Origin of the sequence: Psychrobacter cibarius, assembly GCA_030686115.1 — a bacterium.
Lineage (GTDB): Bacteria > Pseudomonadota > Gammaproteobacteria > Pseudomonadales > Moraxellaceae > Psychrobacter > Psychrobacter cibarius_C.
In genome coordinates this window covers 1102860-1126601 of sequence record CP131612.1, presented here as the reverse complement: position 1 = coordinate 1126601, position 23742 = coordinate 1102860, and the positions used below count along the sequence as shown (strand labels likewise).

Genomic DNA, 23742 nt, shown 5'->3' with positions numbered 1-23742 from the left:
TTATCCTTTAACTATCCATTTCTGCTGAACCAGATTGTTCATAGCACTCATACAGCCACCTGTTAATCATTGTCATACGGTCAACAGGATTAGTCAGATGCGTGGCAGCTTTTAATTGAGTATTCACTTTGTCTAACCAGCTAAGTAATGTCCCATAATGGTTTAGTATCAAATCGCTACTCTCAATACCTTTCTTAGCGAAGAAGCGATTAATGATGCTAATATCATCTAAACAGTTTTGCGTCAGTGGGCAATAGCTTGACTGACGTTGAATATAATTCGTATGGTCAGGGATATAGTGATGAATATTATCTAAGCTGTGCCAGTGGTTATCTAATGGCAACCAAAGCCGCTTGGGATAAGCATAGCGATTAGCGATATAGTGGTGCTGTTTCAGCGGTAACAGGTGAATAAGTACCTGCGAATCTAAGTAGCGAAAATGCTTTTTTTGACGGCCTTTTTGAATGATTTGATTAAGGCCTAATGTTTTAGCCAGTTGTGCTGTGTCTAGCAACCATTCATCTTCGTCAGTTGTGTCTGACTGCTGCCATTCAGGTAACTGTGGTAGATACTCTGCGGCACTAATTCGAGTTTTATTCGCTCTTATATTGGGCGGAGTGTAGTCCAGTAGTGCAAGCAATCCATTATTACGAGATAACAGTTCACAGTGTTGTAGATGTGCTTCTAATATATTAATAATGTCTGAGGTTAGGGTAATCATGACTGGACTATCAATCATATGATAGCTAAGCAACTCTTGTTCTAATGTATAAACAGCATCAGGGTATAAATTACTAATCTGTTCAATCAGCTCTGTTTGACGATGATGGATAATAGCAACATCAAAAGTGCTAAAGGCTCGATAATCAAGCTCATTTGGTTGTGGTGTCATAGTCAGTAGTATTGGCGGCGGTATAGTCATAGTATCGTTGCTAATATTGGTTTAAAAGTCACTAATTCGTGAGGTCAATTATAAGTCGGTACTGGCAGCGTTATTGTCTTCAGCTTGTTCAGATAGCTTCTCACAAGCTTCAAACTGCATCTGCTTCATGACTAAATTTTTGGCTGATCCACCCCCACTGCCCCAATCCACCTTACTTGCCTTATAGCCCACTTGACTTGGCGTAATAAAGGTCACATTGCCACCCGATATCTCAATGCCACTGCCTGCGGCTTTCAGCGTTAGCGTATCAGGCGCGATAATCTCTATACTGTCTCGACTATGGATCCGCAGTACTTGCTCACTATCGAGTCGCATTTGCGCTTGATGCGCTTGTATGGTCACATCGCCATGAGCGGCGGTATGAGTTTGGGCTTTATTGCTGTAGTAGTGAATATCCCCTGCCACCAATTGATTCATCTCGGTTTGACTGTGATGATGGGTGTTGTCTGTCGCATGGCTGTGCACGCTTTGGGTACTGGTATGCTGACTGTGTTGTCCGCTTAATAGTGCGAGATGACGCTGAGAGTCGATCAGCAGATGGGCTTGTTGCCATTGACCTGCTTCGTTTAAGGTTGCGTCATTAGTGTCTTTGCTAAATTGACCAAATGCGGTTTGTTGTTCTCCTCCTTTGTTATTATTTAGGCTACTGCTTTGACTGCTACCATTTATGCCTACTGGTTGATGCGTTTCTGCTAGGCTTTGATAGGCTATTTGATGTTGGTCAGCGGTTTGTAGTTTGCTATGCCTGTCATGACTCATGTGAGGGTTTGATGAGGGGTCTGACTGGCTACTACTGATATGAATACCTTTGCTGCCTTGGATATTGGCAGCGGCCTCAGTCTCTAAACTGATACCTTGCCCACGTGCTTGACCACGAGTATGGTCGGTATGCTGATACAGATGACCAATGGTTAGGCTGGACTGGTAGCTGCTGCTATAGGCGTTGATCTGCGGACTCTCAGGATGGGCATCAAACATGAGCTGGTTGTAGCCATTAGTGACGCTGTCTTTGGTCGCCTCCCCTGTGCGGCTACTGTCGATGCTTTGAGTTTTGATACCGTCTATGGGATAGGCATGGCTTTGATTGATAAACCAAGCGGGACTGGTGGCATCAATGCTACCTGAGTCACTGACGATGCTATTGTGCTGAGCATCAGAATTGCCTTGGCCGTTATGGGTGCTGCCAAGGATGATGGGATGAGTAATGTCACCGCCGATGAAGTCGATCAGAACATGTTGCCCATGACGCAGAGGATGGGTTTGTCCCATGTGATCGGCGACGAGGTGACTGGCGATGGGTATCCAGTGTGCGCTATCGTCGCCTTCGCTTTGCCAGTGATATCTAATATGCGCACGATGATTACGATCATGAGTAATGGCGCTGCTGTCTGTGTCAATAATACTGGCACTCATCAGACCTGTCAGACTCGGATGCGGTTGTCCTAGTTTGTCCAGCTGTTCCCCATAAGGAATATGGTGATGATGCGGAAACGGTAGGTAGCAGGCATTGATATGATGGACGTTGTCGTCATTGTCGTCATCATTGTCATAGTTGGTATTTGGCTGTAAGGTAATGGGATCAAAGGGTACTACCCCCAACCAATCTGCTGGAATATGATTATTAATATGCTGATGAAGAGACACCAGACTGATCGGATCGGTCAAATAAGGGTTGCCATCGATATAGTGGCTACTTGGCAAACTCAGATGACGGATGTTACCGGTTAGGCTGCCTAGATTGGCACGCTGCTGTGCGTTCTGCTGGTAGCGAGTAGCAAGCTTATCGAGACTGTCATCATCAAAACGGCTATGACTGTGTAAAAAGCGCTGATGCGTGCTGTTTGATGAATCGATCGGTTGCTCACTACTGCTACTGCCAGTATAGATACTCATCAAGCGACTGTCATAACGATGTAGGTCGCTTTGCTGAGTATGCTGAGCAATACGCGGACGAATGGCAGTAATGCGGTCTTGTCTATCAGCAAGGTTGGCAGGGTTTTGACTGAGGATGCTTTGGATATCATTGACATCAGGACGCAATTCTTCTCCATCACTAGGTAGTAAGACTAGAGTGTGCTTGTCGATGTCATGACGGTAATAGCCTGTGATGCCATAGAGAGCAAGGTATTGGGTTAGATAAGCAAGATCGGTTTGGTTGTATTGGACGCTATGCTGTATATGATAGTTGCTGTCATCACTGAGGCGCTCGTCAATCTCAACGTTCATATCGTATGGACTGATGATTTGGGTAATGAGTTCACTGAGACTGAGATGATGATGACGGCGATTATGACTGTTCAGGCGTAATTGACCTAAGTTAGGTTCACAGATGATGCGATAAGCGGCCATACCACTGTTGCTACCGAGGGCAACGACTTCGGTGATGATACCATGACGGGTTTGGCTTGGTAGTAGCGTATCGCCGGTATGCCAATGTATCGAGAGACTTTGCCCTAGCCATTGCTTTATATCCAGTCCTGCTCGTGGATGCAGTAGAGTAATGCTAATACGGTAGCCGCAATAGAGGGCGAGCTGGCGCTGCTGATAAGACTGCGCCCGTTGGTCTTGATGATACGGGCTTGGATAAGCGTCAGGCGTTGGCATAAGAGCGGGCTTACTCCAAACGCTGTCGGGCAATGGCATCCCGAGTAAGCTTTCAACCAAGTCAGCCTGTTGAATGAGGCTGGTGGCAATATCAGGATGGGCACTACTCAGTTGCACATGCCGCTTTGTTTGAGTCCATACCATGACAAGCCCTTCTCTATCAGTCCAAAGGTGTAAACATATATTAAAAATGACACACAGAGTGCCAGTTAAGCCGCAGCCAAATTAACTACATTTAGTTATAGCTATCGTCAGATGAGTCGCGTTTTGGCTGAATACCAATCATGTCAGAGAGCATCGATAATTGATCTTCGTTCTTAATGATATGAGCCAACCATTGATCGAGTGGCATATCGGCCCAATCAATCGCCCGACCAAGTAAAAATGTCACGGGACTGTGCGGCTCATTGGTCGCAAAGTAATCTTGGATTTGACCCAATAGTTTAAGCGCTTGCCGGCGATTGCTTTGATGATCGCGGTTACTCGGATTAAAGCTGGTTAGTGCGATATTTTTTGTACCAGTTGCTTGCCCATCATTCAGCATCGTACTATCAGTAGCAAAGTCAGCATTTATATCATCAGCTGCACTCTCTTTATCATTACTGTCTGCTGCATCAGCTTGCTCCGGTATTAGTGGGCGCAAATGCTGTTTTAGAGATACCAATAGATCTGTCACGGGCGCAAACACAGGCGCATCCATACCCATCAGATTGTTTAGCTGATCCGTGAGCGCTTGCCATTGCTCTGTGATGCTATTGAGATGAGTCATGAGTCCTTGTTGCCACGCATCACTACTGTTCTTGATAGCGCTGTTATAGTCACTAAGCGTTAATTGGCTAGACGATTCGCTATCAGGATTTTGCTGACGCTGCTTATCATGATCTCGAGCCGTTAAATAATAATTGTAATTATATTTTTCTGTCTTTGTATCAGAGAGCGACAGCTGTTTTAGATCATCAGTGAGCGCTTTTACGAACCATGAGAACAGCCCTGCCCTGATATCCATACTGTCTTCTTCGCCATCTAGTGGCGGATACATAGTGAGCCAATACTCGTCATTAAGTGCCTGTAGTAGACTAAGACCTTGGCTGATACCCGCTAAATGATCGGTATGACTCAACGCATCGACATACCAAAGCGCCAGCTTCATATCTTTACTGGTATGAATCAACAAATCTGCACACTGATCCTTCACAAAGTCCCAATCAGCCACTTTTAGCTCAGTGACCCAATTACCTTGCGCCAATAACGGATCGTCCTCTTGACGAGCAGCGACGATGGCATCGATACGCATGTCAAAGGTGAGGTCTTCACCCACACCATGACGACTGCCATCAATAGGGGCAATGAGGGCATCTATATTCGCCACTAAGGCATTATTAGTGTTCATTATAGAGATTCTTCCTTAATCGATTTTTTACTGGGTGCTTTTTTGCTAGCTGCCTGTTTGACTGGTACTTTTTTGACTGGCGTTGCTGTCGTAGCTTTCTTGGCACGCGGTTTTTTAGCAGCTGCTTTGGTAGCTGTTTCCTCACCATGGCTCTCACTGCTTTGCGCCATCTGATTCAAAGGCACAACCGCATCAATATCCAGACGATAAGCAAAATTATCATCGGCATCGACGAATACATTAATTTGCTTCAACACACTCTGACTGTCATCATGAGCCAGTAGCTGACCTGCCAGCTGCGGCAGCAAGGTATGACTGATAATGGCATCGGCGTTACGTGCACCAGAATCAACCTCATGACAACGCGATAAAATCAGCTCAACCACCTCGTCATCAATGACACAAGGCACATCATAATTATCACGGATGCGGCCAGTGATTTTGTCCAGCTTAAGGCGAATAATTTCTGCGAGCGCATCATCTGTTAACGGATAATAAGGAATGACCGTCAAACGACCCAAAAAGGCAGGCTTGAATGATTTATATAAATGCGGATTAATGACCTGTTTTAGACTGTCGCTGTCTGGCAAGCTAAAGTCAGTAATGGCTGGATCTGTATTGATACATGCCTGCATAATCGCAGATGAACCAACATTACTGGTCAATAAAATAAGCGTGTTTTTGAAATCAATTAAACGCCCTTCGCTGTCTTCCATCACCCCTTTATCAAAGACCTGATAAAACAAATCCAGTACGTCTGGATGGGCTTTTTCTACTTCGTCGAGCAAGAGCACGCTGTAAGGACGACGGCGAATCGCTTCGGTTAATACACCACCTTCACCATAGCCAACATAACCTGGAGGCGAGCCTTTTAAGGAGGCAACACTATGGGCTTCTTGATACTCTGATAAGTTGATCGTAATAAGGTTACGCTCACCACCGTACAATACTTCTGATAGTGCCAGTGCCGTTTCTGTCTTACCCACACCACTTGGCCCGACGAGCATAAACACCCCTTGCGGGCGATTAGGATCGTCTAGGCGTGCTTTCGCCGTTTGGATACGTTTGACGATAGCCGCCACCGAGTGATCTTGACCAATGACGCGCGATTGCAAGGTGTCAGCCAAACCCAAGATATGGTCTTTTTCATTGCCTGCCATATCGGTCAGTGGAATCCCTGTCCAATCTGAGATAATCTGCTTAATAACCTGTCTATCTAATACCGCATGAATCAGTCGCTGCGTCTCTTGCACCTGTTTTAGCGATTGCTCAATATTTTGATACTCAGCTTGTTTGTCTAAACGCTCTTTTGCACTAAGCGCATCAGAACCATCTGTCTTGTCATTCAACTGCTGATTTAAGGCATCAAGCTGATCATTAAGCTCGCGCTGTTCGTGCCAGCGACTGGTCATATCAGCGATGCTTTGTTGATTAACTTGGCGCTGCTCATCTAGTACGGCAATTTTTTGACTGACTTTTTCTTTTTCGTCCACACCGCCAATACGCTCAAGCTGCTGACTGAGATTATTAATATGCTGCTCTAACTGCAATCCTTTCGCTTTTAATCTATCAAGTTGATTAGGTATCGCGGTCTTAGACAAGCTCACCCGTGCAGCTGCCGTGTCTAATACGCTAACCGCTTTATCAGGCAGTTGTCGATCGCTGATATAACGTGCTGACAGCTCAACGGCTGCTTGTAACGCATCATCGTCTATCAATATGCCAAAGTGCGCCTGCATCTTAGCACTCAAACCACGAATCATCGCCACTGCCGTATCGATATCAGGCTCATCGACTTTGACCACTTGGAAGCGACGTGACAATGCTGCGTCTTTTTCAAAGTATTTCTTATACTCTGACCACGTCGTCGCGGCAATCGTTCTAAGCTCACCACGAGCCAGCGCAGGCTTAAGTAAGTTCGCCGCGTCGTTTTGACCCGCTTGCCCACCAGCACCAATCAAAGTATGCGCTTCATCGATGAATAAGATAATCGGCTGTACCGAGGCTTGCACTTCTTCGATGACTTGCTTGAGACGGTTCTCAAACTCCCCTTTGACGCTCGCCCCTGCTTGTAGCAATCCCATATCGAGACTGCGTATCGTCACGTCTTTGAGCTGATCAGGTACTTGACCGGCGACTATCTTTTGCGCCAATCCTTCTACCACTGCTGTTTTACCTACCCCTGCCTCACCCGTCAAGATAGGGTTATTTTGACGACGACGAATCAAAATATCGATCAACTGATGAATTTCAAACTCACGGCCAATGACTGGATCTATTTGCTCAGCGCTGGCTTTAGCAGTCAAATCATAAGTATATTTATCCAACGCAGGGGTTGGCTTAGCTTCAGTTTGCTTAGTGTCTAAAGATTCTTGATTGTTAATATCATTGTCTGCACTATTCGCACCATCATCAGCACCCTTATTGACGCCTTTACTATTGGTAATTTTATTACTGCTTGATCCACTGCCCTCAGTACTACCGAGACATTGACGCTCATAATCATCTTTTAGGGTAAAGCGGTCGATATACTGTAGTGGCTCAGGGAGGGTGTTGAGTAGCGACTGATAACGCTCATAAGCCAATAGCACGAGCAGTATATGGCCAGAGCGGATTTCTAGTGGACTGTTATTATCAGCACTTTGATTATATTGGCTACTGGCTAGCTCCCACGCATCTTCTAGTAATGCCATCAAACCTTGACTAAACACAGGCGTTGAACCTGTTGCCTGACCAAAGGTATTTAGTAAGTCTGTGATGTCGGCTAGTAATGACTGCTGATTAATCTTATTTACTTTTAAAATTTGAGCCACATCATTGTGCGGCGTTGCAATCAGTTCGTGCAGCAGATGGACGGTATCGACTTCACGATGCCCATTATTAATACAAAGCCTAGCAGCCTGCTGCAAACACTGTCGACAGCTTGGGCTTAAGCGAGTAATTACAGCTTTTAACTGGCTCATAAATCTTTTCCTTTAGCATTCTTATTAGACTTAATACCAAACCCAAAAAGCAAGATTAGCTGTGTCAAACTCGCTTAGCCTACAAGGCGTAGTACTTTCACTCGTTTTCCTTGCCACTCTAATTTCTATGAATGGTATAAAATTATTTTTATTAAACGGCGATATAAAACTGATATACAAAATTAGAGCAGCTATTGAGCATTATTAGTAAACAAGCAATTTATAATTGATTCACTTTAAAACTGCTTATATACACCTATTAACCGTGTTTTTTTAGTAATACCTTTCTACTGAATCGGCAGCACATAGCGGGTGTCATCATGATGCTGCGTCGCAGGCTGCGATATCAAAAACCCACCCTGACCCAAACTACCAAAACTGCTCTCTGATAACGACAAAGGGGTAATATATTTCTTGTCCAACTCGAGTTGCATCTCGACCGCCAAGCAAACACCGCACCATTTACGGATAAAATCAATAATGACTTGATACATATCCCCTGCTGGTAACAGTCTTAAATAACGCTTCGCGTCCAACTGATGAAAGATAATTCTAATTTTGCTATCAAACTGTACGACGCGCGCACCGCAAAATGCGGACAACCCAAGGGCAGCATGCTGACCACCAAGTGCTGTCTGTTCACTAGCTGGTAGATCAAACCACTCCGGTACGAATTGCTCGACACTGACGGTGCTATCTAAAAAATGCGACAGTACATGTGACAACTGATCGGCTGTCAGACGTCCTGGGGCGATCATGCCAGCATAAGCAATCAAGCTATCGATGGCGGTTAGCTTCTTCGGCTGACGCGCCAATGCCCGCAAGCTCAGTAGATAGTTGTCTTTTTTATTATTTATCTCATACTGTAATGGCAAGTTATAAAACCAACTCGCTTGCACGTACAAATCCGTCAATCGATGGTTAAATAAATCTAAAAATGCTGGTGCCGCTTTATCTTTTGCATGATTGACTCGCGAGGCTAGATGGTCGGTATACATCGCTGGCAAGGCTGACAACGGGCCAGTCAATCCGATAACTGCAGGGCAAACCTCTATCCGCCTAGCATTTAATGAACTGGTTTTTACTTGACCATCCTTTAATGAGCTGCCACTGTCTTCCATATTGTCCTGAGCAATGAGCGCCATCGACTCAATTTCAGCTTGCGGATAGGCCAATGACAACGAGGCACGGTAACGTACCTCAATAGGTGCATGTCCCATACTGACTTCATGCTGAACCAAACGTAGTGCTTGTAATAACTCATAGGATTGCGGCGCCGCTATTAGATCCGTTAAATAAGAGGACTGAGACCGCTGCGTGGCTGACATCTGTATATCTCCTCTTTGGTAATGGCATCACTAATGGACACTTCAACAAAGCTGTTTAAGCTGGCGTGATAGCCAAACACATGCGCCAATAAATGGGCAAACTGGCGGATACTCACTCCAGCAAAATTCTTTTGGCTGATTTGAATATTGATCAGTGTACCGCGCACAAAACCAGGCTGTGGCAAGCGCTGAATACGTCGAGCTTCGATACTGGTTTCGACAGACACAATACCTTCGACCAACAGTTTATTAGAAGCAGACTGGGTAATGTCATATAGCGATAAATACTCCTTCATCAGCTCAGCATCTTGGGCGGCAAGCGATAAAAAATTCAGACTAATCAGCGATATCAAGCGCCAACGCTCTTCACCGGTATAGTCAAACCTTGCCGTCCGAGTTGGCTGCTTTAATAAAGACAAACTGCTAAAGCCAGTCATCCCTTCGCTAAACAAATCGCCACGGCTTTGACCGAATACCACTTGAGCCGGCAAATCTCTATTGGTACACAATAAAGACGCACTCATACTCACCGCGCCAGCTAAATCTTCGCGATTTTTTTCTACAAACATAATCTGATATTCAAAACCCTGCTTGAACTCAGCCATATCCTTATCACGTTTGATATGATAATAACGACCATCATCTTGCTGCTCATAGTGATTGAGCGCATAAAACGGATGATATTCACGTTGTATCAAACGATTGTCGCTTTGCTTCGACTCTATGACTTTATTAACCTCATAGATTTCATGTTGAAACAGCGCACGAGTATCAGGCACCAAATCGTAATAGATCGAACGATGGGTCACTTGAATAGGCTTAGCAGCCGCCTTGAATAAATTGACGACGGGCGTGCAAAACAATTTAATACTGCTGGCACTGAGCTGCTGCAAGTTTTTTAGGCGGATGGTATTTTTTTTATCAAATCTAAAGTAACAGCGAATCTCAAAGCCATTGCTATCGATCTTTAAATTTGGACAAACCTTACCAAGATTAAGGCGCAAGAAATTGAATTTTTCAGGGAAATAGAAGTATTCCTTTAATAAGGCAGAGGCAGCATTACTCACTCGATGACTCGGAAGAATTTGCTGCTCAGGATCGAAGCCTATAATCTCAAACGGACTACCCGTAATCTTATTGACCTGCCTACCATGCAGATGCGTTTGCTTGACATCACACCCTAGTAAATCCCATAGACTAGTACCCTGACTGGCGTCCTCGTCTATATACAAATCTAACGAGTGGTTTAATAAGGCTTGATAGTCAAAGCTTGAATTAAGCCCCTTAAATTTGATACTGATACAGCCATTCAGCAGTCCATGCTGATTGTCATACACCTCTTGACGAGTTTCAAAGTCGACGCTATCTATCTGTAGCGGCAGCAAGGTCACATCTTGGGTTGACTGAAACTGGCAAGGCGTGCCATTTATTTTTTGGCTGGCGAACGCACTATTTTTAGGGACTAAGACTGCCTCGCTCATCGCATTGCCCTGTACGCCTAGATTAAACTGTGCAATAGAGACCGATGGAAAAGGTTTGAGATAATCGGGATAAACGACTTCTAATAGAGATTCGGTAAAATCAGCGTATGAATCGTCCAATTTTTTATTGATGCGCGCACTGATGAGCGAAAAAGCCTGTATCAACCGCTCTATATGCGGATCATCGACGGTATCGTGCCCCATCAACAACCGATTGGCTATTTTGGGATATTTTTTGGCAAATTCTTTTGACTGTTTATTAAACAGGCTAAGCTCATGCTCAAAGTAAGGAAGTAAACTGTCCATGACGCCTCAATATATTGATCGCTGCTAACTGTATAAATTGAGCGGTAGTAGTAGTTATTTCATTAATGGGATAATGATTATTTTATTAAGTAACGCTGAGAGCTTGGCTCAAAGAACGCATCGAAGCTGACCAGCTCTTGTGCTGGATAAACCTTTAATAATGCTTCAATAGAAAAACACAGTTGATTGACATCAACAGCGCCAATATCTAGCGATACGCGAACGTTTTTTAGCCGGGTATCTTGTTGCTCGACTGTTTGGGCTATTTGGCGACAGATATAATCACAGTCAGTAGGATTGGCACTGCTGAGTCCCACAAAATCTAATATGCCAAAATTCAATATCGATGAGCGCACGTGTTGATAGGCCTGAAGCTTACTTGACACCACACAACGCGTATTTAATAAAGCTTCAAGGTCTCGTGCGACCGAAGACTTTAGCTCATCGATATTAAGACGACGAACCACGAGCTCATGCGACAAATGACGGGGCTGATCATCAAATAACTGCTCGAACAAATTTGGACGAAAGCCAATTTCTTTGTTAGAGGCGTTAGTGGCGTAATTCATTGATATAATCATTCCTATTTAACAAACAAAAAAGAAAGGCCTAGATATAAACCTTTCTTTTTCGGTACGACACAATAGATGACACCTGATACAACCTAAATTAGGCGGTATAAGTAGCAGTGTTGTTGGCTAGTGACCATTTTTTAGTCACAGCGCCTTTAGCAGTACCATCGATATCTTGCTGGGTGTAAGTCCACTCAACAGCAGCATATTTGATACCGACTTTTTCGATTGGTACGCCTTCAGAACGTACCGTTGGCTCGACACTTGCGATCAGCGCATGCTTAAGTTTTACTTCAAGATATTTAACGCGTTTGTCACCGTTGGCACGATAAAAATCAATTTGAATCTCATCAAAAGTATAACCAGCAGAACACGCTTCCCATAGTTTAGGACTGGTTGAGTCCAAATCTTTCATAAACGTCATGTCAGCATGCTCACAACGCTCAGAAGTATGGCCACCAACGCTACTTGCTGTCGCTGATTTTGGCTGACGGATCAAGTGATCCCAAGTATTTACTTCAAGCCAACCTTTATGCTCGCTATCACGAGACTCGCCATCAATTTTATATTTACCGCGGAACTGAATATAAATATCTTTCATATCACATACCTTTTTTTAAAATTTAAATTTCACGTTAGTTTTTAATAAACGATTAGCTGTTGCTAGATTGCGGCAGTTGAGTGACCAGACGCAAAGAAACAGACAATTCGTCAAGTTGAAAGTGTGGTCTCAAAAAGACCACGGACTTGTAGACACCAGGCTTACCCGGCACTTCTACAACTTGTACAGAAGCTTCGCGCAGTGGGTACTGGGCTTTTGCTTCTTGTGAGGCGCCGTCATCTAGCAAGACATAACGAGAAATCCAGTCATTTAAAAACGACTCAACATTACCAGGTGCTAAGAAGCTACCTACCTTATCGCGCATCATTGCTTTTAGGTAATGGGCAATACGTGACACCGCCATAATGTATTGGATCTGCGTCGATAGCGCAGCATTGGCATTGGCATCATCGTTTTGATAAGTTTTGGCTTTTTGCACGGATTGCGCGCCAAAAAAAGCAGCGTAATTGGTATTTTTGCAATGGACTAACGGGATAAATCCTAAGTCGCTCAACTCTTTTTCTCGGCGATCGGTGATAGAGATTTCTGTTGGACACTTAAGTGCCAAATCCCCTTCATCCGTCTTAAAGGTATGAACAGGTAACCCTTCAACCAAGCCACCACCCTCAACGCCGCGAATGGCAGCACACCAACGATAGTCAGAGAAAGCAGCCGTCAAGCGTGAAGCAAAGGCATAAGCTGCGTTCACCCATAGATAATCGTCATGATTATTACCAGAGACTTCCTCCGTAAAATTAAATCCTTCAACCACCGTGCCATCTTTAGGATCGTAAGGCAGACGACCTAAAAAGCTGGGCACGGTTAACGCAACATATCGCGCATCTTCTGACTGTCTGAACGCGCGCCAGCGGATATATTCAGCGGTTTCAAATATCTTTGACAAATCTCGCGGGCGACCAATGTCGGTAAAGGAGTCGAGACCAAACATTTCAGCGGAAGCCGCCGACACAAAAGGTGCATGAGAAGCGGCCGCAACATGAGACAATTGCTCAAGCAGATACATGTCTGAGTTTTGGCGAGTAAATTCAAAGTCACCAACGATAGCGGCATAAGGTTCACCACCGAAGCTACCGAACTCTTCTTCGTATATTTTTTTAAACAGCGTGCTTTGATCAAAATCAATTGACGATTGAAAATCTTTAGTCAGTTCGCGCTTCGTAGTATTCATCATACGAATCTTTAGCATGGATTCCGACGGAGTCTGGCTACATAAATAATGCAAGCCACGCCAGCTGGACTCTAACTTTTGAAACTCGGGCGCGTGCATGACGGTGGTCAGCTGCTTGGAGATCAATGCGTCAATTTGGGCAATACGCGCGTCAATCGATGCAGCCAAATTATCTGACAACGTTACGGTGCCTTGCATGACTTCATTGGCAAGCTCTGCAATTTGCGACTTGGCACGATTTTTTTCGTCATCAGACTTGGCAACGTTACTTTTATTGACGATTTCTTCGAGTAAGTCGTAACTATCATTATTTAACGCATCAGGTGCTAGATTTTGCTGGGCTTGGGCACTCATCGTTTAATCCTCACCGTCGGTTTGATTTTGTTCCGCCATTTTTTTGACTTGCTCAGTATTTTTAAGCACGTCATCTAATAGGTCTTCAAGTTTTTCGTTGGCTGATATTTTGTTGCGTAAATCTGCTAAGCGATCTCGTGCTTGTACCAATTGCTTTAGTGGCTCAATTTGATCAGCAACCGCTTCAGGACGAAAATCGTTGATACTATTGAATGCCAAATCAACCGCGAATTCGCCGCCTTTATCACTTAAGTCATTGCTTACTCGAAAGGTCGCACGCGGTGCTAGACCTGACATCACCTCATCAAAGGTATCCAAGTCCACTTCGACAAACTTTTTGTCTTTAAAGCGTGGTTGTTCAAGGGTTGAATCTCCTGAAAACTCCCCCAAAACGCCAACGACAAAAGGAATTTCCTTGGTTTCGATCGCATCGCCTACTTCAACGTCATAAGTCAGATGCACCCGAGGCGCACGTACTTTTGCGAGTTTCTTTTGTACACTGTCTTGCTTTGCCATAATAAGTTACCTCAGCAATGTCTAGTTTGAACGCAATATACTGAATGGATCAGTCGATTTGGCGTTACTTTTTTTGGTAGGTGAAGGTTTAGTAACAGGCTTAACTTTTGGTGGTCGTGGCGGTTTTTTTACGGCTGTTTTTTTCTTAATAGACTTCGATGCTTTTTTTACAGACACGTGGGGCTGAGGTTTTGATTTAGTGCCTGATTTACCGCTTCTAGGCTTGACGACTGGCGCTGGTGGTTTCGGCAAAGACTCATCGTAATTGAAACCATAGATATCACCATATATTTTACTTAAAGCGTACTGATACTCCTTCAAAAACGCTGCATCCACTTCATCAGTGAGATAATCTGATTGCAGTTGGCTTTGGGAGACGATAGCGCTGCTATTGAGTAGTATCTTTTTTAGCTTAGCAGTGCTTTGACCCAGATCAATGGCTTCACTGGCTGCATAAACAGCATAAGCATGATAGCCATTGTTAGAATAAATCTGCGCCAAAATCTCCCATGCTAGCGAGTCATTAGGATTACGAGATACTCTTTGGTTCAAATCCGTGACCAGTTGATGCAGTTGCGGTGATTTTGCATCAGCATTTTTGAGTGCCGAAAATTGATTTATGATGCTAGAACCGGGGTCTTTCTCTTGTATGACAAGCTCACTATGGGCGGTAGTCATTGCTGAACCCATGATGAACAGACCTGCCAAAAACGCTTTGGATAGCGTAAAACTGACTCTAATATTGATTCTGATACTGGTCATTGTAAGTCGGTGCTCGCCATTATTGGTGTGAGATAAATACATGTGCCTGCTCAACATTATTTTAATTAGACGCGTTAACTAAAGTGGTGATATTGGTGAGCGTTTCATTCAGTGTTGCCTTATCACCACTATTCATCAAACTATTATCGTGATAAGCATCAATATTACTTTCCATTACTTTAACTGCTGAGAGCATGGCAAGCTGACGTGCGTCAAGTCTTTCATTATCAACGCTTAGAGCTTCATTAGCTTCTCTCAATGCCCGTGCATAGCGTTTTTTTTCATAGTCATTTTTGGCAATAATCATCCACGCTTCACTGCTAAGTTGATTGCCGTTTGACAAATAGGCAAGCGAAGGCTCACTCAACTGCTTCACTATTGGTTTGCTGACCGTGGTTTGTACATTTTTCTGAGCAGTGGTGCCACAACCCGCTGTCAATAAAGACGCGCTAAGTAAGACTGATAGCAGACCTGCGGTGGCAAGTTTAGTACGATAAATAGGATTCATAACAACAGTATCATCACTAAAAATATAAAAGGATAGATTTTTTAAAGAAATAAATATAACTAAAGTTCATTAATCATAAAAAATCAATGAGGTTGATTATACATATACTTGACAATATTTCAATAAACTCTATACTTTTCTTAATAAATAATTTAGTAAGTCACCCATTCAAGCCATTTTCTTGGTATAAAATAAGCAGTAACGGTACCCTTCTTATGCCTTCTAAGACCAATCGTCTACATAATATTACCGTTCATACTGATAATCCAACGATAAACACCTTTTACCCTGTTGCGTTTTGCGGTGCAAGCGGCATTAATCAATCTGACAATATTGACATACTAGTGTTTGGTTATAATTTTATCGAATCGAACGCTTGTTTATCATTAATCAATGCTCCGATATGCTTAACCACGTTTTCCGCTGATCGTACCGCTAGCTGTCGTACTGGGCTGATACGCGGCATCCGTTATCAGCAATCTGATGGCGTGATACACTTTTATACTTTAGAAGTTGTTAGCCCCGATTGGCAGTTGGCACAGTCGATACATACCCGCAGTTTTATCAATCAATCGACGCTCGATATTATTACCCTCATCCTTAGTGATTACGATTTAAATTGGCAAATATCTGAGTCTCTTTTGTCATCAGATGATGAATCGTCAGCGCGTTTATCGGCACCTTTATCCATGCGCACCCAGTCGGATGTCAGCGACTATGAATTTGTTACTGGACTGCTTGCTGATATTGGTATATCGACTTTATGGGTGTCAGGGAATTGCGTCGATGAGCTTGGTACGTGGTGGTTGGTTGATGGTTTAGACACAGGCGAGCTCATACCGCTGACCTATAGTTATGCTCAGTCATCCGTACAATCAGGTCAAGATAGTGTCCATACGCTACAAATGAGGTCGCAGCAACTTGGCAGTTATGAGGTAATCGTACGAGCGGATGGCTTAGCTGCTGATACCATTTATGAAGGACAAGCAGTAGACGAGTCACCGCTTGCGATAGATGACACGACTTTACTACTCGGTGCACCATCTCGCGTGCACAGTGATGATGCCGCCGCTCATCTTGCACAGCAATGGATATCTGCAAATCACTGTCAGCGCGAAACTTATCAAGCGACTGGTGCTCTGCGTGGTCTAAGTGTCGGTAGCCCAGTGAGTATTAACAACCTACCCTCTATTGGAAGCTTATCGACGCATTGTATCGCGGTTACCTTAATCGGTATTGAGCCTGACAACGATAGCGTTTCATACCATCATCAAATATTTATCAAACAGTGGTTACAGCGCACTGCTCAGCATATGCACTGTCGTACAATGAATCACAATCACTTTTCAATACCCGATCATGGCTTTGACATCGCCCGCGATACTGGGGTTTGGGTATCAGCGACGTTACTTGACGCTGCTATTCCTTATTGCCCTTATCCCAGTTCTTTATCCTTTGCCAGTAGCACTTACACGGGTCTCGCCCAAGCACGTACTGGTGACACAGGTTTATCAGCTTCCCCTAGCTATGACTCCAGTGTCAGCACTGACAACCTACAACAAACTATTACTACGCCTGTCTGGTCAGGCATCAGCCCTCATGATGACGGCACTACCACGCCCCTGCGCTCATTGCAGCTGTCATCGGGTAGCACTCATGGTTGGCAGTTTGCGCCAAGGCTGGGACAGTCGGTACTGCTTAACCATTGGTACGGTGATATAGACAGTCCTGTGATTAGCAGATCGCTTTATGACGGTATCGGTATGGGCGATGTCGATGACAAAGACATCACCACTCGTGACGCAGGCTTATCGAATAGACATAACTTGCAAGGCGGATCTTCTCCTAGATGGCATGGTGGTGGCCTCGGACATTCGCAAATCAATGACGATGATGGACACAGCGGCTGGATATCAGGTATTGCTCAATATGGACTGACTTCTGAGTCTGAAGTGACCATGAGCTTTGATGATACGCCGAACCAGATAGGACTGCAGTGGTCAGTGAATACTGGGGCACGTGCCAATGCTGAGACGCCAACCATCACTTCTAGCACGACCTTTGCCTCTGATGAGCATGTGCTTGAGCTTGGCATACTGCTTCATCGCTTTAGCAATCATCAATCAAGCGATAGCGGTCAAGGCATTAATCTAGCCACCGACCATGGTTTGCAAATCACAGGTGAGTCTGGAGTACTGCTATCCACCTTTGATATCAGACATAGTCAAAGCGAGCATGAGTCAGCGTGGGTCAATGATGCAGGACAGCGGCAATTAGGCTTAGGAGCTGAGCTGAGCGAGACCTTTCAAGAGGCCAAGCAGGCACACTTGCAATCCACGGCAGCACTTAGCGATGCCAACCAAACGATAGAAACCTTTAAAACCAGTGCGCAAATCATCGATGAGACGCTAAATACGGAAGTATTGGGCGCTGCTGATGTGATGCTGGTCAGTAAAGACAGTATCTTAGCGTCAGCAAGTAATACCCTATGGACGGCGAAAACAATCGTCAGACAATCAGGCAGTACCCAGTCGGATGTGGTGGCAGGCAATTATACGCTGACGGCAAATACGATTGATTCGCTCTCTGGGGTTGGTGGTCAAGCCGATCGGTCAGGTCTACATATCAGTGCCAATAGAGAGCAACTTGGTATTCAGGCACAAGGCGGTGAGATGCAATTGCACAGTCAGCAAGGTATGACGATTGGTAGTGAGTCAGGACAGGTGAATGTGTCGAGTCCGAAGCGGATCAAGCTGCAGACCTCAGCAGGAGCATCCATTACGATTGATGACAGCGGGATTAAGCTGGTATGTCCGGGGACGATTAAAGTGCAGGCGGTGAAGAAAGAGCTGGTTGCGGGGGCAAAAATAAATGCGCCTGTTATTGCTCTGCCGACTTCGGGATTGTTTAGCAAGGCATTTGATCTTAAAAAGCTGTTACCGCAAGATTTTATAGATCAAGGTATTAGCTACAAACTGATAAATCACTCTAAAGGAACAGAGTTTGAGGGTAAGCTTGATGAAGATGGTCAGACTTTAAGAGTGTTTGGGGATAAGGCTGATAAGGTTGAGTTTGTGTTTGAACAGGGCGCTTACTTCTCTAAACAATGTGAGAACGCACATAACGAGGAAGATATCATTGGTTCATTTAATCCTTTTGATGGAGAACAATCTAATTCTGATATTGAAGACGATGATGACGATTTCTGCTGTTAAATATTTTTATTTTCAAGAAACATTCTTAGTAAGCTAGAAAATGGAGCTAAAATGAAAAATATTGCAAAAATAGCTGTATTATCAACTTGTTTGATAACACAATTTTGCTTAGCGCAAGATGCTGAGAATTTTTCAGTTATAAAGACTTGTTCACAAGATATATGTTCTGTATATCGTATACTTGAAGGTAAGAGTAAAGAGATAGTCAAATTTGATACTAATAAAATCAGTGATATAAAAAAAATTGATGATAATCTCTATTATTTCCATATATCCTGTGGTAGCCCTTGCGGATATGGACATTACATCACAAGTAAAGATTTATTCTTAACAAAAGACAATGAAATTTTATTCGATAAAAATAGGAAATGTATCATTTATGCAGACTGGAATGAACATAAAGTATTCTCTCGAATTTTAAGTGATAAAAAACCCTTCAATAAATTACTCTATGATTTTTCAAATATGGCAATGTATAAGGATAATGAGGATTATCAAGAACTTCTGAATACAGAACCATTACACCAGATATTTAAAGAAGATGCATTTATTGATAATAAAGGAACTCTACATCTATATGCTTTCGGAAAGCAATCTAATTTAATCACACTCGAAATTGAAAACGCTTGCGAGAGTTAATATGAGCTATAGTAAAGAGTTTAAAGTTTTTGTAGCTACTATTTATGGTGAAGCTGGTGCTAGTAGCACGCGTAGTTGGGAAGTAATCGCCCACTCTATAAGAAATAGAATTGGATTTGGGAATTGGACAGATTACAGTACTATTAATGGTATCGTTACTACAACAGGTTTTGATGCCTACACACACAACACTAAACCTTACCGTAACGCAATGACTAAACTTAATGCCAACAATTTTAACTCAGATAAAGTTGGTCGAATTGTCAAGAATATTATTAATACTGTTCAGCCAATTTATGAAGGTAAAGTTAAAGATGATACTAATGGCGTTGTATTTTATTGGAGTCCAAAGGCTCAGAAACAACTCCATAGAGATCAACCAAGTCTTTATACTACTGAAATACCTGTTTGGGTAAATGATAATAAAAAAGAAATTGTTTCAATTAGTGGAACTGAAAAGGATGATTTTCAATGGTTACGATTTAAACGTTCAAAAATGTTTGTTACTTTGCATGACAATAAAGGTTTGTCAATGGATGGGGTAAGCGTTGACATAAGATTCGCTTCTGGCAAAAAGGTCCCTGTCTTATCTAACTTAAAAACAAACAGTAAAGGACAATTACCCGTCTTTTTTGCTCGAATAGAGATGGGTGTTAGATTTATAGTTAATGGAACTTATCTAAAGGATAAAAAAGGTAGTAATCTAAAAATTCTACCTACTGGCAAAGACATTGTGGCAACAATAATAGTAGATACAGGCAATGGCTTTAAGTCTAGTTTAGAAAAACATGAAACAGATATAAGAGATAGTCAAAACCAACATGATACTACAAGCAATGAAGTATCAGTCGCAACTTCTGAAAAAGACGATGATATATTAAGTGAAGTTACTTTCAACATAAAACTAGTAGAAGGCGACACAGGTAAGCCCCTATCCAATACAACCTACCATCTTGAGTACAAGAACAACATTAAACCCCATAAAACGGATAGCTCAGGTATTGAATCAGGTATAAAAGCTGATGTTAGCCAATCTATTGGCGTCTACCTTGATGATGATGGCGGTAAAAAGCAATCCATCTACAGTATGGCATTTCCAGTGACAGGCGACTTGAACGGACAGACCAAAGTACTCAAAGTTCCTGTGGTAACCCTACAACTTATATTCATTGATAAGAACAAAAAGCCTGTACCTAACTATGAGTTCAAAACCGTCTATCGCGGTCGCACCTCTGAGATCAGAAAAGCGAATGCTAGAGGCATAACCACTGTAAAAGCGCTAGCAGGTCAGCAGATAAAAACCATCCATCAAGCGACAGGTAAAGTATCAAGTAATATCGTCACCGATGGTAAAAATGAATGGATATATAGCGTTGATAAACTGATCGAAGACTCTAACAGCTCAATAAGTTCTACCGCTTCTGATACCGTACCATCTAATACCTCACCTTCTTCTCAAAATCCTAATGATACAAGCGATGTCGATAAGGGTAATGTTATACGCAATGATAAAATAACACAACAAGGCCCAACGCATGAGGTCACAACAGATAAAGCAAGAATTACTATTAAGTTTGTAGATGAAGCAACAAATAAGCCCTTATCAGGACTCTCGTATTGGACGCAATCAGATAAATACGGTAAAAATCCGTCAGTAACGGGTAGTGACGGTACAAGAGGTCGAACACATGATTCAGATGTCGGTATCCGCATTAAAGTATTAGTCCATGAGAACGGCAAAGAAATCGAGAAAGGTACTATCATCGCTAATAGCGATAAAAACGGTGTTGCTTATGTCTATAAGGCTAAGAAGCCTAAGCTGGAAGTTAGTGGAGCACATTGGCATAGTAAGTTTGAAGCAAGTACAAGCTTAGATGACTTATTAGAACCGTTTAAGTCCAATGCTAAGAAATTTATTAGTGCATTGAAAGCTGCTAACATTTCAGTCCGTATTTCTACTACATATCGTCCTGATGCAAGATCTTATCTAATGTATTATTCAACTAATATAAAACGAGGCAAAATTAGTCCAGAGAAAGTTCCTCCATGGCCTGGTGTTAATATTGATTGGACTCATGGTGGAAATAAAAGTAAAGCTGTTGAAGGTGCTAGAGCTATGCATGCTGCTTATGGAATTGGAAGTAACCCTGTTGGAAAACCATCTAATTCTAACCACAACGTAGGCCTTGCAGTAGATATGACAATCACTAACTATTCAGGTAAGACAATTAGTTTAAATGGTAACAAATATAAGATACATGGATTTAATGATTTAGTTGCTGCTGGGAAAAAAGTATCAATTATTTGGTATGGAAGTAATGACAAACCGCATTGGTCACAAACTGGAAGATAAAATGAAGCTGAAATATGTAGTAATTAAATTAATGTTATTAAGTCTCATAACAGGTTGCACACAATTAGAAGAAGTAGATCAGGAGGCTGATTTATTATTAGAAGAAAAAGTGAATGAAGAAACTGCTGTATTACTAGAAAACTTGAATAAAGAAACTATTGTACTTAAAGATAGTGAAAGCTATACAATTGGTGGAAGCTTCAATACTATAGGAATAGAAGAGGATGATAAGACGCTTGCTTGCATTAACTATCCTGAACATATAAAAAAAGGAGTTTTTATAGATTTAGACACATCAGAAGTACCTATAATCAAAGTTCAAAACATTGAAGTTAATCCAGATCAAATAAATTTATGTAATGAATATTTTAATAGTCAAGAATACACGCATACAGCAATATTCTCTGAAGCCTTTCAATATACGACAAACGGCTACGTGTTTAAAAATGAAGATACCAAAATCCTTACTAAAAATGGCAAAATAATTGGATTAGATCTAAATACTGATAACAATTCTGATTATTTAAATACTTGTTCAAGTATAGAGTCTGAGCACCTAAGTATTTGGGATAATGAGTTAAAGGAGGTTAGACTAGCTTATGCGTATCGACGCGTAGATGCAGATCTTATCGAAACCTGTGAAGATATTGATTATCCTGATGTAAAATGATTCTTATATTAAAAATATAGTATTATGTCTACTTGTAGTGGTCAACTAATTTAGGACATCTGATAAGAGGTTTTGATTAAAGTAGCGTCTCTCTTGTTCTATTGGTGTTAAACAATTATTGAAGCTGTGCGGTCTCACCGTTTGATAATAGCCCCAAATATAGTCAGTGATGGCACTTTTAGCTTCAAAGATATTCTCATAGCAACCCTTTGGTATCCACTCGGTTTTAAAGCTTCTAAAGAAGCGTTCAGTAGGCGCATTGTCCCAGCAGTTTCCTTTTCGACTCATACTTTGCTTCATATCATCACAATTAGCAATGGATTCGGCAAATACCTTGCTAGTGTAATGCGTGCCTTGACCAGAGTAAAACAGCACACCATTTGGTTTGAGTCTCGTGTGATACGCCATCTGTAGTGCTTTACTGGTAAGTATGCTATCGGGTGAGTCTGAGACAGCAAAGCCCGCGACACGACGTGCAAACAAATCTAACACTACCGCTAAATAGCATCAGCCACCTTTAACTCTAACGTAAGTCACATCTCCTGTCCAGACTTGATTAGGCATGCTTGGACTGAAATTGTGCCTTAGGATATTTTCATAGGTTCTATGCATCTGATCCGCATGCTTATATTTGTGCATCTTTTGCTGACAGCTTTTCAGTCCCATGCTTCTCATAAGCTTACCTGCTAGATAGCGGGTCATTCTGACGCTGTGCTGATACCATAGAATAGCGGCAATGGTGCGAGCACCAGCTGATTGCTTTGAGTCATTAAATATCTGACGTATCAAGGCCTTGGGGGCTGTAGTAGATAAGCACTATGATTGACGGTTTTGTGTGGCTTGATGGCTTCGGCTAGGTCGGTGGCTAGTCTATTGCGGATAGCGTGCTTAAATATCTGCACTATCTCTCTAATAGTCCGCCTTGCCATTTCATTAGCGCCGCGGCTCTCTACTGCTTTACCAATAGCCAATACATCAGGCGCGGTAATGTCGTTTATGTTCTTTTGACCGATAGAAGGCTTAACATCGCACATATAGGCGGAATAGTTACGGGAAAAGGTGCTTTCTGCTAGGTAGGTTTTGCGCTCGCTATACCATGACTGGGCTATGTTATCGAAAACATTTAAACCGTCTTGGCTGGCTTGCTGCTCTCTCTTATGGTCTTTAGGGTTCACACCATCAGCTATTAAGCGTTTGATCTCAATATTGCGCTGGCGTGCATTTTGGAGGCTCATTACTGGATAAGTGCCAATAGTGAGGGTTTGCTGCTTACCTTGCCAGCGATAGGCGCTGATCCATGACTTAACGCACCCATAATTGCAGCCCGTTACCATCACTATGTTTATCA

Annotated in this window: 18 protein-coding genes; 4 read left to right on the top strand and 14 right to left on the bottom strand. The window is 42.8% G+C overall.

All coding sequences use genetic code 11. The features are described 5' to 3' along the window. Positions 1-7: 7 nt before the first annotated feature. From Q6344_04840 to Q6344_04785, 12 genes are all read right to left on the bottom strand, one after another. Entirely contained in the window at positions 8-922 is a 915-nt protein-coding gene (locus Q6344_04840) for a hypothetical protein (protein WLG14666.1), read from the bottom strand. Between the two features lie 48 nt (positions 923-970). After that, positions 971-3691 (bottom strand): contractile injection system protein, VgrG/Pvc8 family, encoded by a 2721-nt coding sequence (locus tag Q6344_04835; protein ID WLG14665.1) that lies wholly within the window; start codon positions 3689-3691, stop codon positions 971-973. Between the two features lie 91 nt (positions 3692-3782). Then, positions 3783-4937, bottom strand: a complete 1155-nt coding sequence (tssA, locus tag Q6344_04830; protein WLG14664.1) for a type VI secretion system protein TssA — start codon at positions 4935-4937, stop codon at positions 3783-3785. Continuing rightward, positions 4937-7900: a type VI secretion system ATPase TssH gene (gene tssH / locus Q6344_04825; GenBank protein ID WLG14663.1), complete on the bottom strand. Its 2964-nt coding sequence runs from the start codon at positions 7898-7900 to the stop codon at positions 4937-4939. The genes tssA and tssH overlap by 1 nt, the downstream gene beginning before the upstream one ends. Positions 7901-8187: 287 nt before the next feature. Continuing rightward, positions 8188-9228: a type VI secretion system baseplate subunit TssG gene (gene tssG / locus Q6344_04820; GenBank protein ID WLG14662.1), complete on the bottom strand. Its 1041-nt coding sequence runs from the start codon at positions 9226-9228 to the stop codon at positions 8188-8190. Next, entirely contained in the window at positions 9192-11015 is a 1824-nt protein-coding gene (tssF, locus tag Q6344_04815) for a type VI secretion system baseplate subunit TssF (GenBank protein ID WLG14661.1), read from the bottom strand. The genes tssG and tssF overlap by 37 nt, the downstream gene beginning before the upstream one ends. A gap of 77 nt (positions 11016-11092) precedes the next feature. Beyond that, positions 11093-11584 carry a type VI secretion system baseplate subunit TssE gene (gene tssE, locus Q6344_04810; protein ID WLG14660.1) on the bottom strand — a complete coding sequence of 164 codons (492 nt, stop codon included), beginning with the start codon at positions 11582-11584 and terminating at the stop codon, positions 11093-11095. 100 nt (positions 11585-11684) lie between these two features. Then, positions 11685-12188: a type VI secretion system tube protein Hcp gene (locus Q6344_04805; GenBank protein WLG14659.1), complete on the bottom strand. Its 504-nt coding sequence runs from the start codon at positions 12186-12188 to the stop codon at positions 11685-11687. A 52-nt stretch (positions 12189-12240) separates the two neighbouring features. After that, a complete protein-coding gene (gene tssC, locus Q6344_04800) occupies positions 12241-13731 on the bottom strand; it encodes a type VI secretion system contractile sheath large subunit (protein ID WLG14658.1) in 1491 nt (496 codons plus the stop codon). Between the two features lie 3 nt (positions 13732-13734). After that, the gene (tssB, locus tag Q6344_04795) at positions 13735-14247 is read right to left on the bottom strand and encodes a type VI secretion system contractile sheath small subunit (protein WLG14657.1); all 513 of its coding nucleotides are present in this window, start codon (positions 14245-14247) and stop codon (positions 13735-13737) included. Positions 14248-14268: 21 nt separating this feature from the next. Beyond that, a complete protein-coding gene (locus Q6344_04790; protein ID WLG14656.1) occupies positions 14269-15009 on the bottom strand; it encodes a hypothetical protein in 741 nt (246 codons plus the stop codon). A gap of 61 nt (positions 15010-15070) precedes the next feature. Further along, on the bottom strand, positions 15071-15517 hold the full coding sequence (locus Q6344_04785; GenBank protein ID WLG14655.1) for a hypothetical protein: 447 nt from the start codon (positions 15515-15517) through the stop codon (positions 15071-15073). Between the two features lie 215 nt (positions 15518-15732). Between Q6344_04785 and Q6344_04780 the strand changes: the two genes are divergently transcribed. Genes Q6344_04780 through Q6344_04765 form a run of 4 tightly spaced genes read left to right on the top strand, consistent with a single transcriptional unit; the run spans position 15733 to position 22394 of the window. Then, complete coding sequence (locus Q6344_04780) at positions 15733-18732, top strand: contractile injection system protein, VgrG/Pvc8 family (GenBank protein WLG14654.1); 3000 nt, start codon at positions 15733-15735, stop codon at positions 18730-18732. Between the two features lie 51 nt (positions 18733-18783). Next, complete coding sequence (locus Q6344_04775; protein WLG14653.1) at positions 18784-19371, top strand: hypothetical protein; 588 nt, start codon at positions 18784-18786, stop codon at positions 19369-19371. A gap of 1 nt (position 19372) precedes the next feature. Next, positions 19373-21724: a hypothetical protein gene (locus tag Q6344_04770; GenBank protein WLG14652.1), complete on the top strand. Its 2352-nt coding sequence runs from the start codon at positions 19373-19375 to the stop codon at positions 21722-21724. After that, the gene (locus tag Q6344_04765) at positions 21690-22394 is read left to right on the top strand and encodes a hypothetical protein (protein WLG14651.1); all 705 of its coding nucleotides are present in this window, start codon (positions 21690-21692) and stop codon (positions 22392-22394) included. Before Q6344_04770 ends, Q6344_04765 begins: the two co-directional genes overlap by 35 nt. 45 nt (positions 22395-22439) lie before the next feature. On the opposite strand, the gene Q6344_04760 is transcribed toward Q6344_04765, so the two are convergent. After that, positions 22440-22877, bottom strand: a complete 438-nt coding sequence (locus Q6344_04760; GenBank protein WLG14650.1) for an integrase core domain-containing protein — start codon at positions 22875-22877, stop codon at positions 22440-22442. A 302-nt stretch (positions 22878-23179) separates the two neighbouring features. Beyond that, a complete protein-coding gene (locus tag Q6344_04755; protein ID WLG14649.1) occupies positions 23180-23728 on the bottom strand; it encodes an integrase arm-type DNA-binding domain-containing protein in 549 nt (182 codons plus the stop codon). Between the last annotated feature and the right edge of the window lie 14 nt (positions 23729-23742).

Bases quoted from the DNA above. Each gene is read 5' to 3' on its own strand.
- Q6344_04840 (WLG14666.1), bottom strand. From the start codon at position 922: ATGACTATACCGCCGCCAATACTACTGACTATGACACCACAACCAAAT.
- Q6344_04835 (WLG14665.1), bottom strand. From the start codon at position 3,691: ATGGTATGGACTCAAACAAAGCGGCATGTGCAACTGAGTAGTGCCCAT.
- tssA (WLG14664.1), bottom strand. From the start codon at position 4,937: ATGAACACTAATAATGCCTTAGTGGCGAATATAGATGCCCTCATTGCC.
- tssH (WLG14663.1), bottom strand. From the start codon at position 7,900: ATGAGCCAGTTAAAAGCTGTAATTACTCGCTTAAGCCCAAGCTGTCGA.
- tssG (WLG14662.1), bottom strand. From the start codon at position 9,228: ATGTCAGCCACGCAGCGGTCTCAGTCCTCTTATTTAACGGATCTAATA.
- tssF (WLG14661.1), bottom strand. From the start codon at position 11,015: ATGGACAGTTTACTTCCTTACTTTGAGCATGAGCTTAGCCTGTTTAAT.
- tssE (WLG14660.1), bottom strand. From the start codon at position 11,584: ATGAATTACGCCACTAACGCCTCTAACAAAGAAATTGGCTTTCGTCCA.
- Q6344_04805 (WLG14659.1), bottom strand. From the start codon at position 12,188: ATGAAAGATATTTATATTCAGTTCCGCGGTAAATATAAAATTGATGGC.
- tssC (WLG14658.1), bottom strand. From the start codon at position 13,731: ATGAGTGCCCAAGCCCAGCAAAATCTAGCACCTGATGCGTTAAATAAT.
- tssB (WLG14657.1), bottom strand. From the start codon at position 14,247: ATGGCAAAGCAAGACAGTGTACAAAAGAAACTCGCAAAAGTACGTGCG.
- Q6344_04790 (WLG14656.1), bottom strand. From the start codon at position 15,009: ATGACCAGTATCAGAATCAATATTAGAGTCAGTTTTACGCTATCCAAA.
- Q6344_04785 (WLG14655.1), bottom strand. From the start codon at position 15,517: ATGAATCCTATTTATCGTACTAAACTTGCCACCGCAGGTCTGCTATCA.
- Q6344_04780 (WLG14654.1), top strand. From the start codon at position 15,733: ATGCCTTCTAAGACCAATCGTCTACATAATATTACCGTTCATACTGAT.
- Q6344_04775 (WLG14653.1), top strand. From the start codon at position 18,784: ATGAAAAATATTGCAAAAATAGCTGTATTATCAACTTGTTTGATAACA.
- Q6344_04770 (WLG14652.1), top strand. From the start codon at position 19,373: ATGAGCTATAGTAAAGAGTTTAAAGTTTTTGTAGCTACTATTTATGGT.
- Q6344_04765 (WLG14651.1), top strand. From the start codon at position 21,690: ATGACAAACCGCATTGGTCACAAACTGGAAGATAAAATGAAGCTGAAA.
- Q6344_04755 (WLG14649.1), bottom strand. From the start codon at position 23,728: ATGGTAACGGGCTGCAATTATGGGTGCGTTAAGTCATGGATCAGCGCC.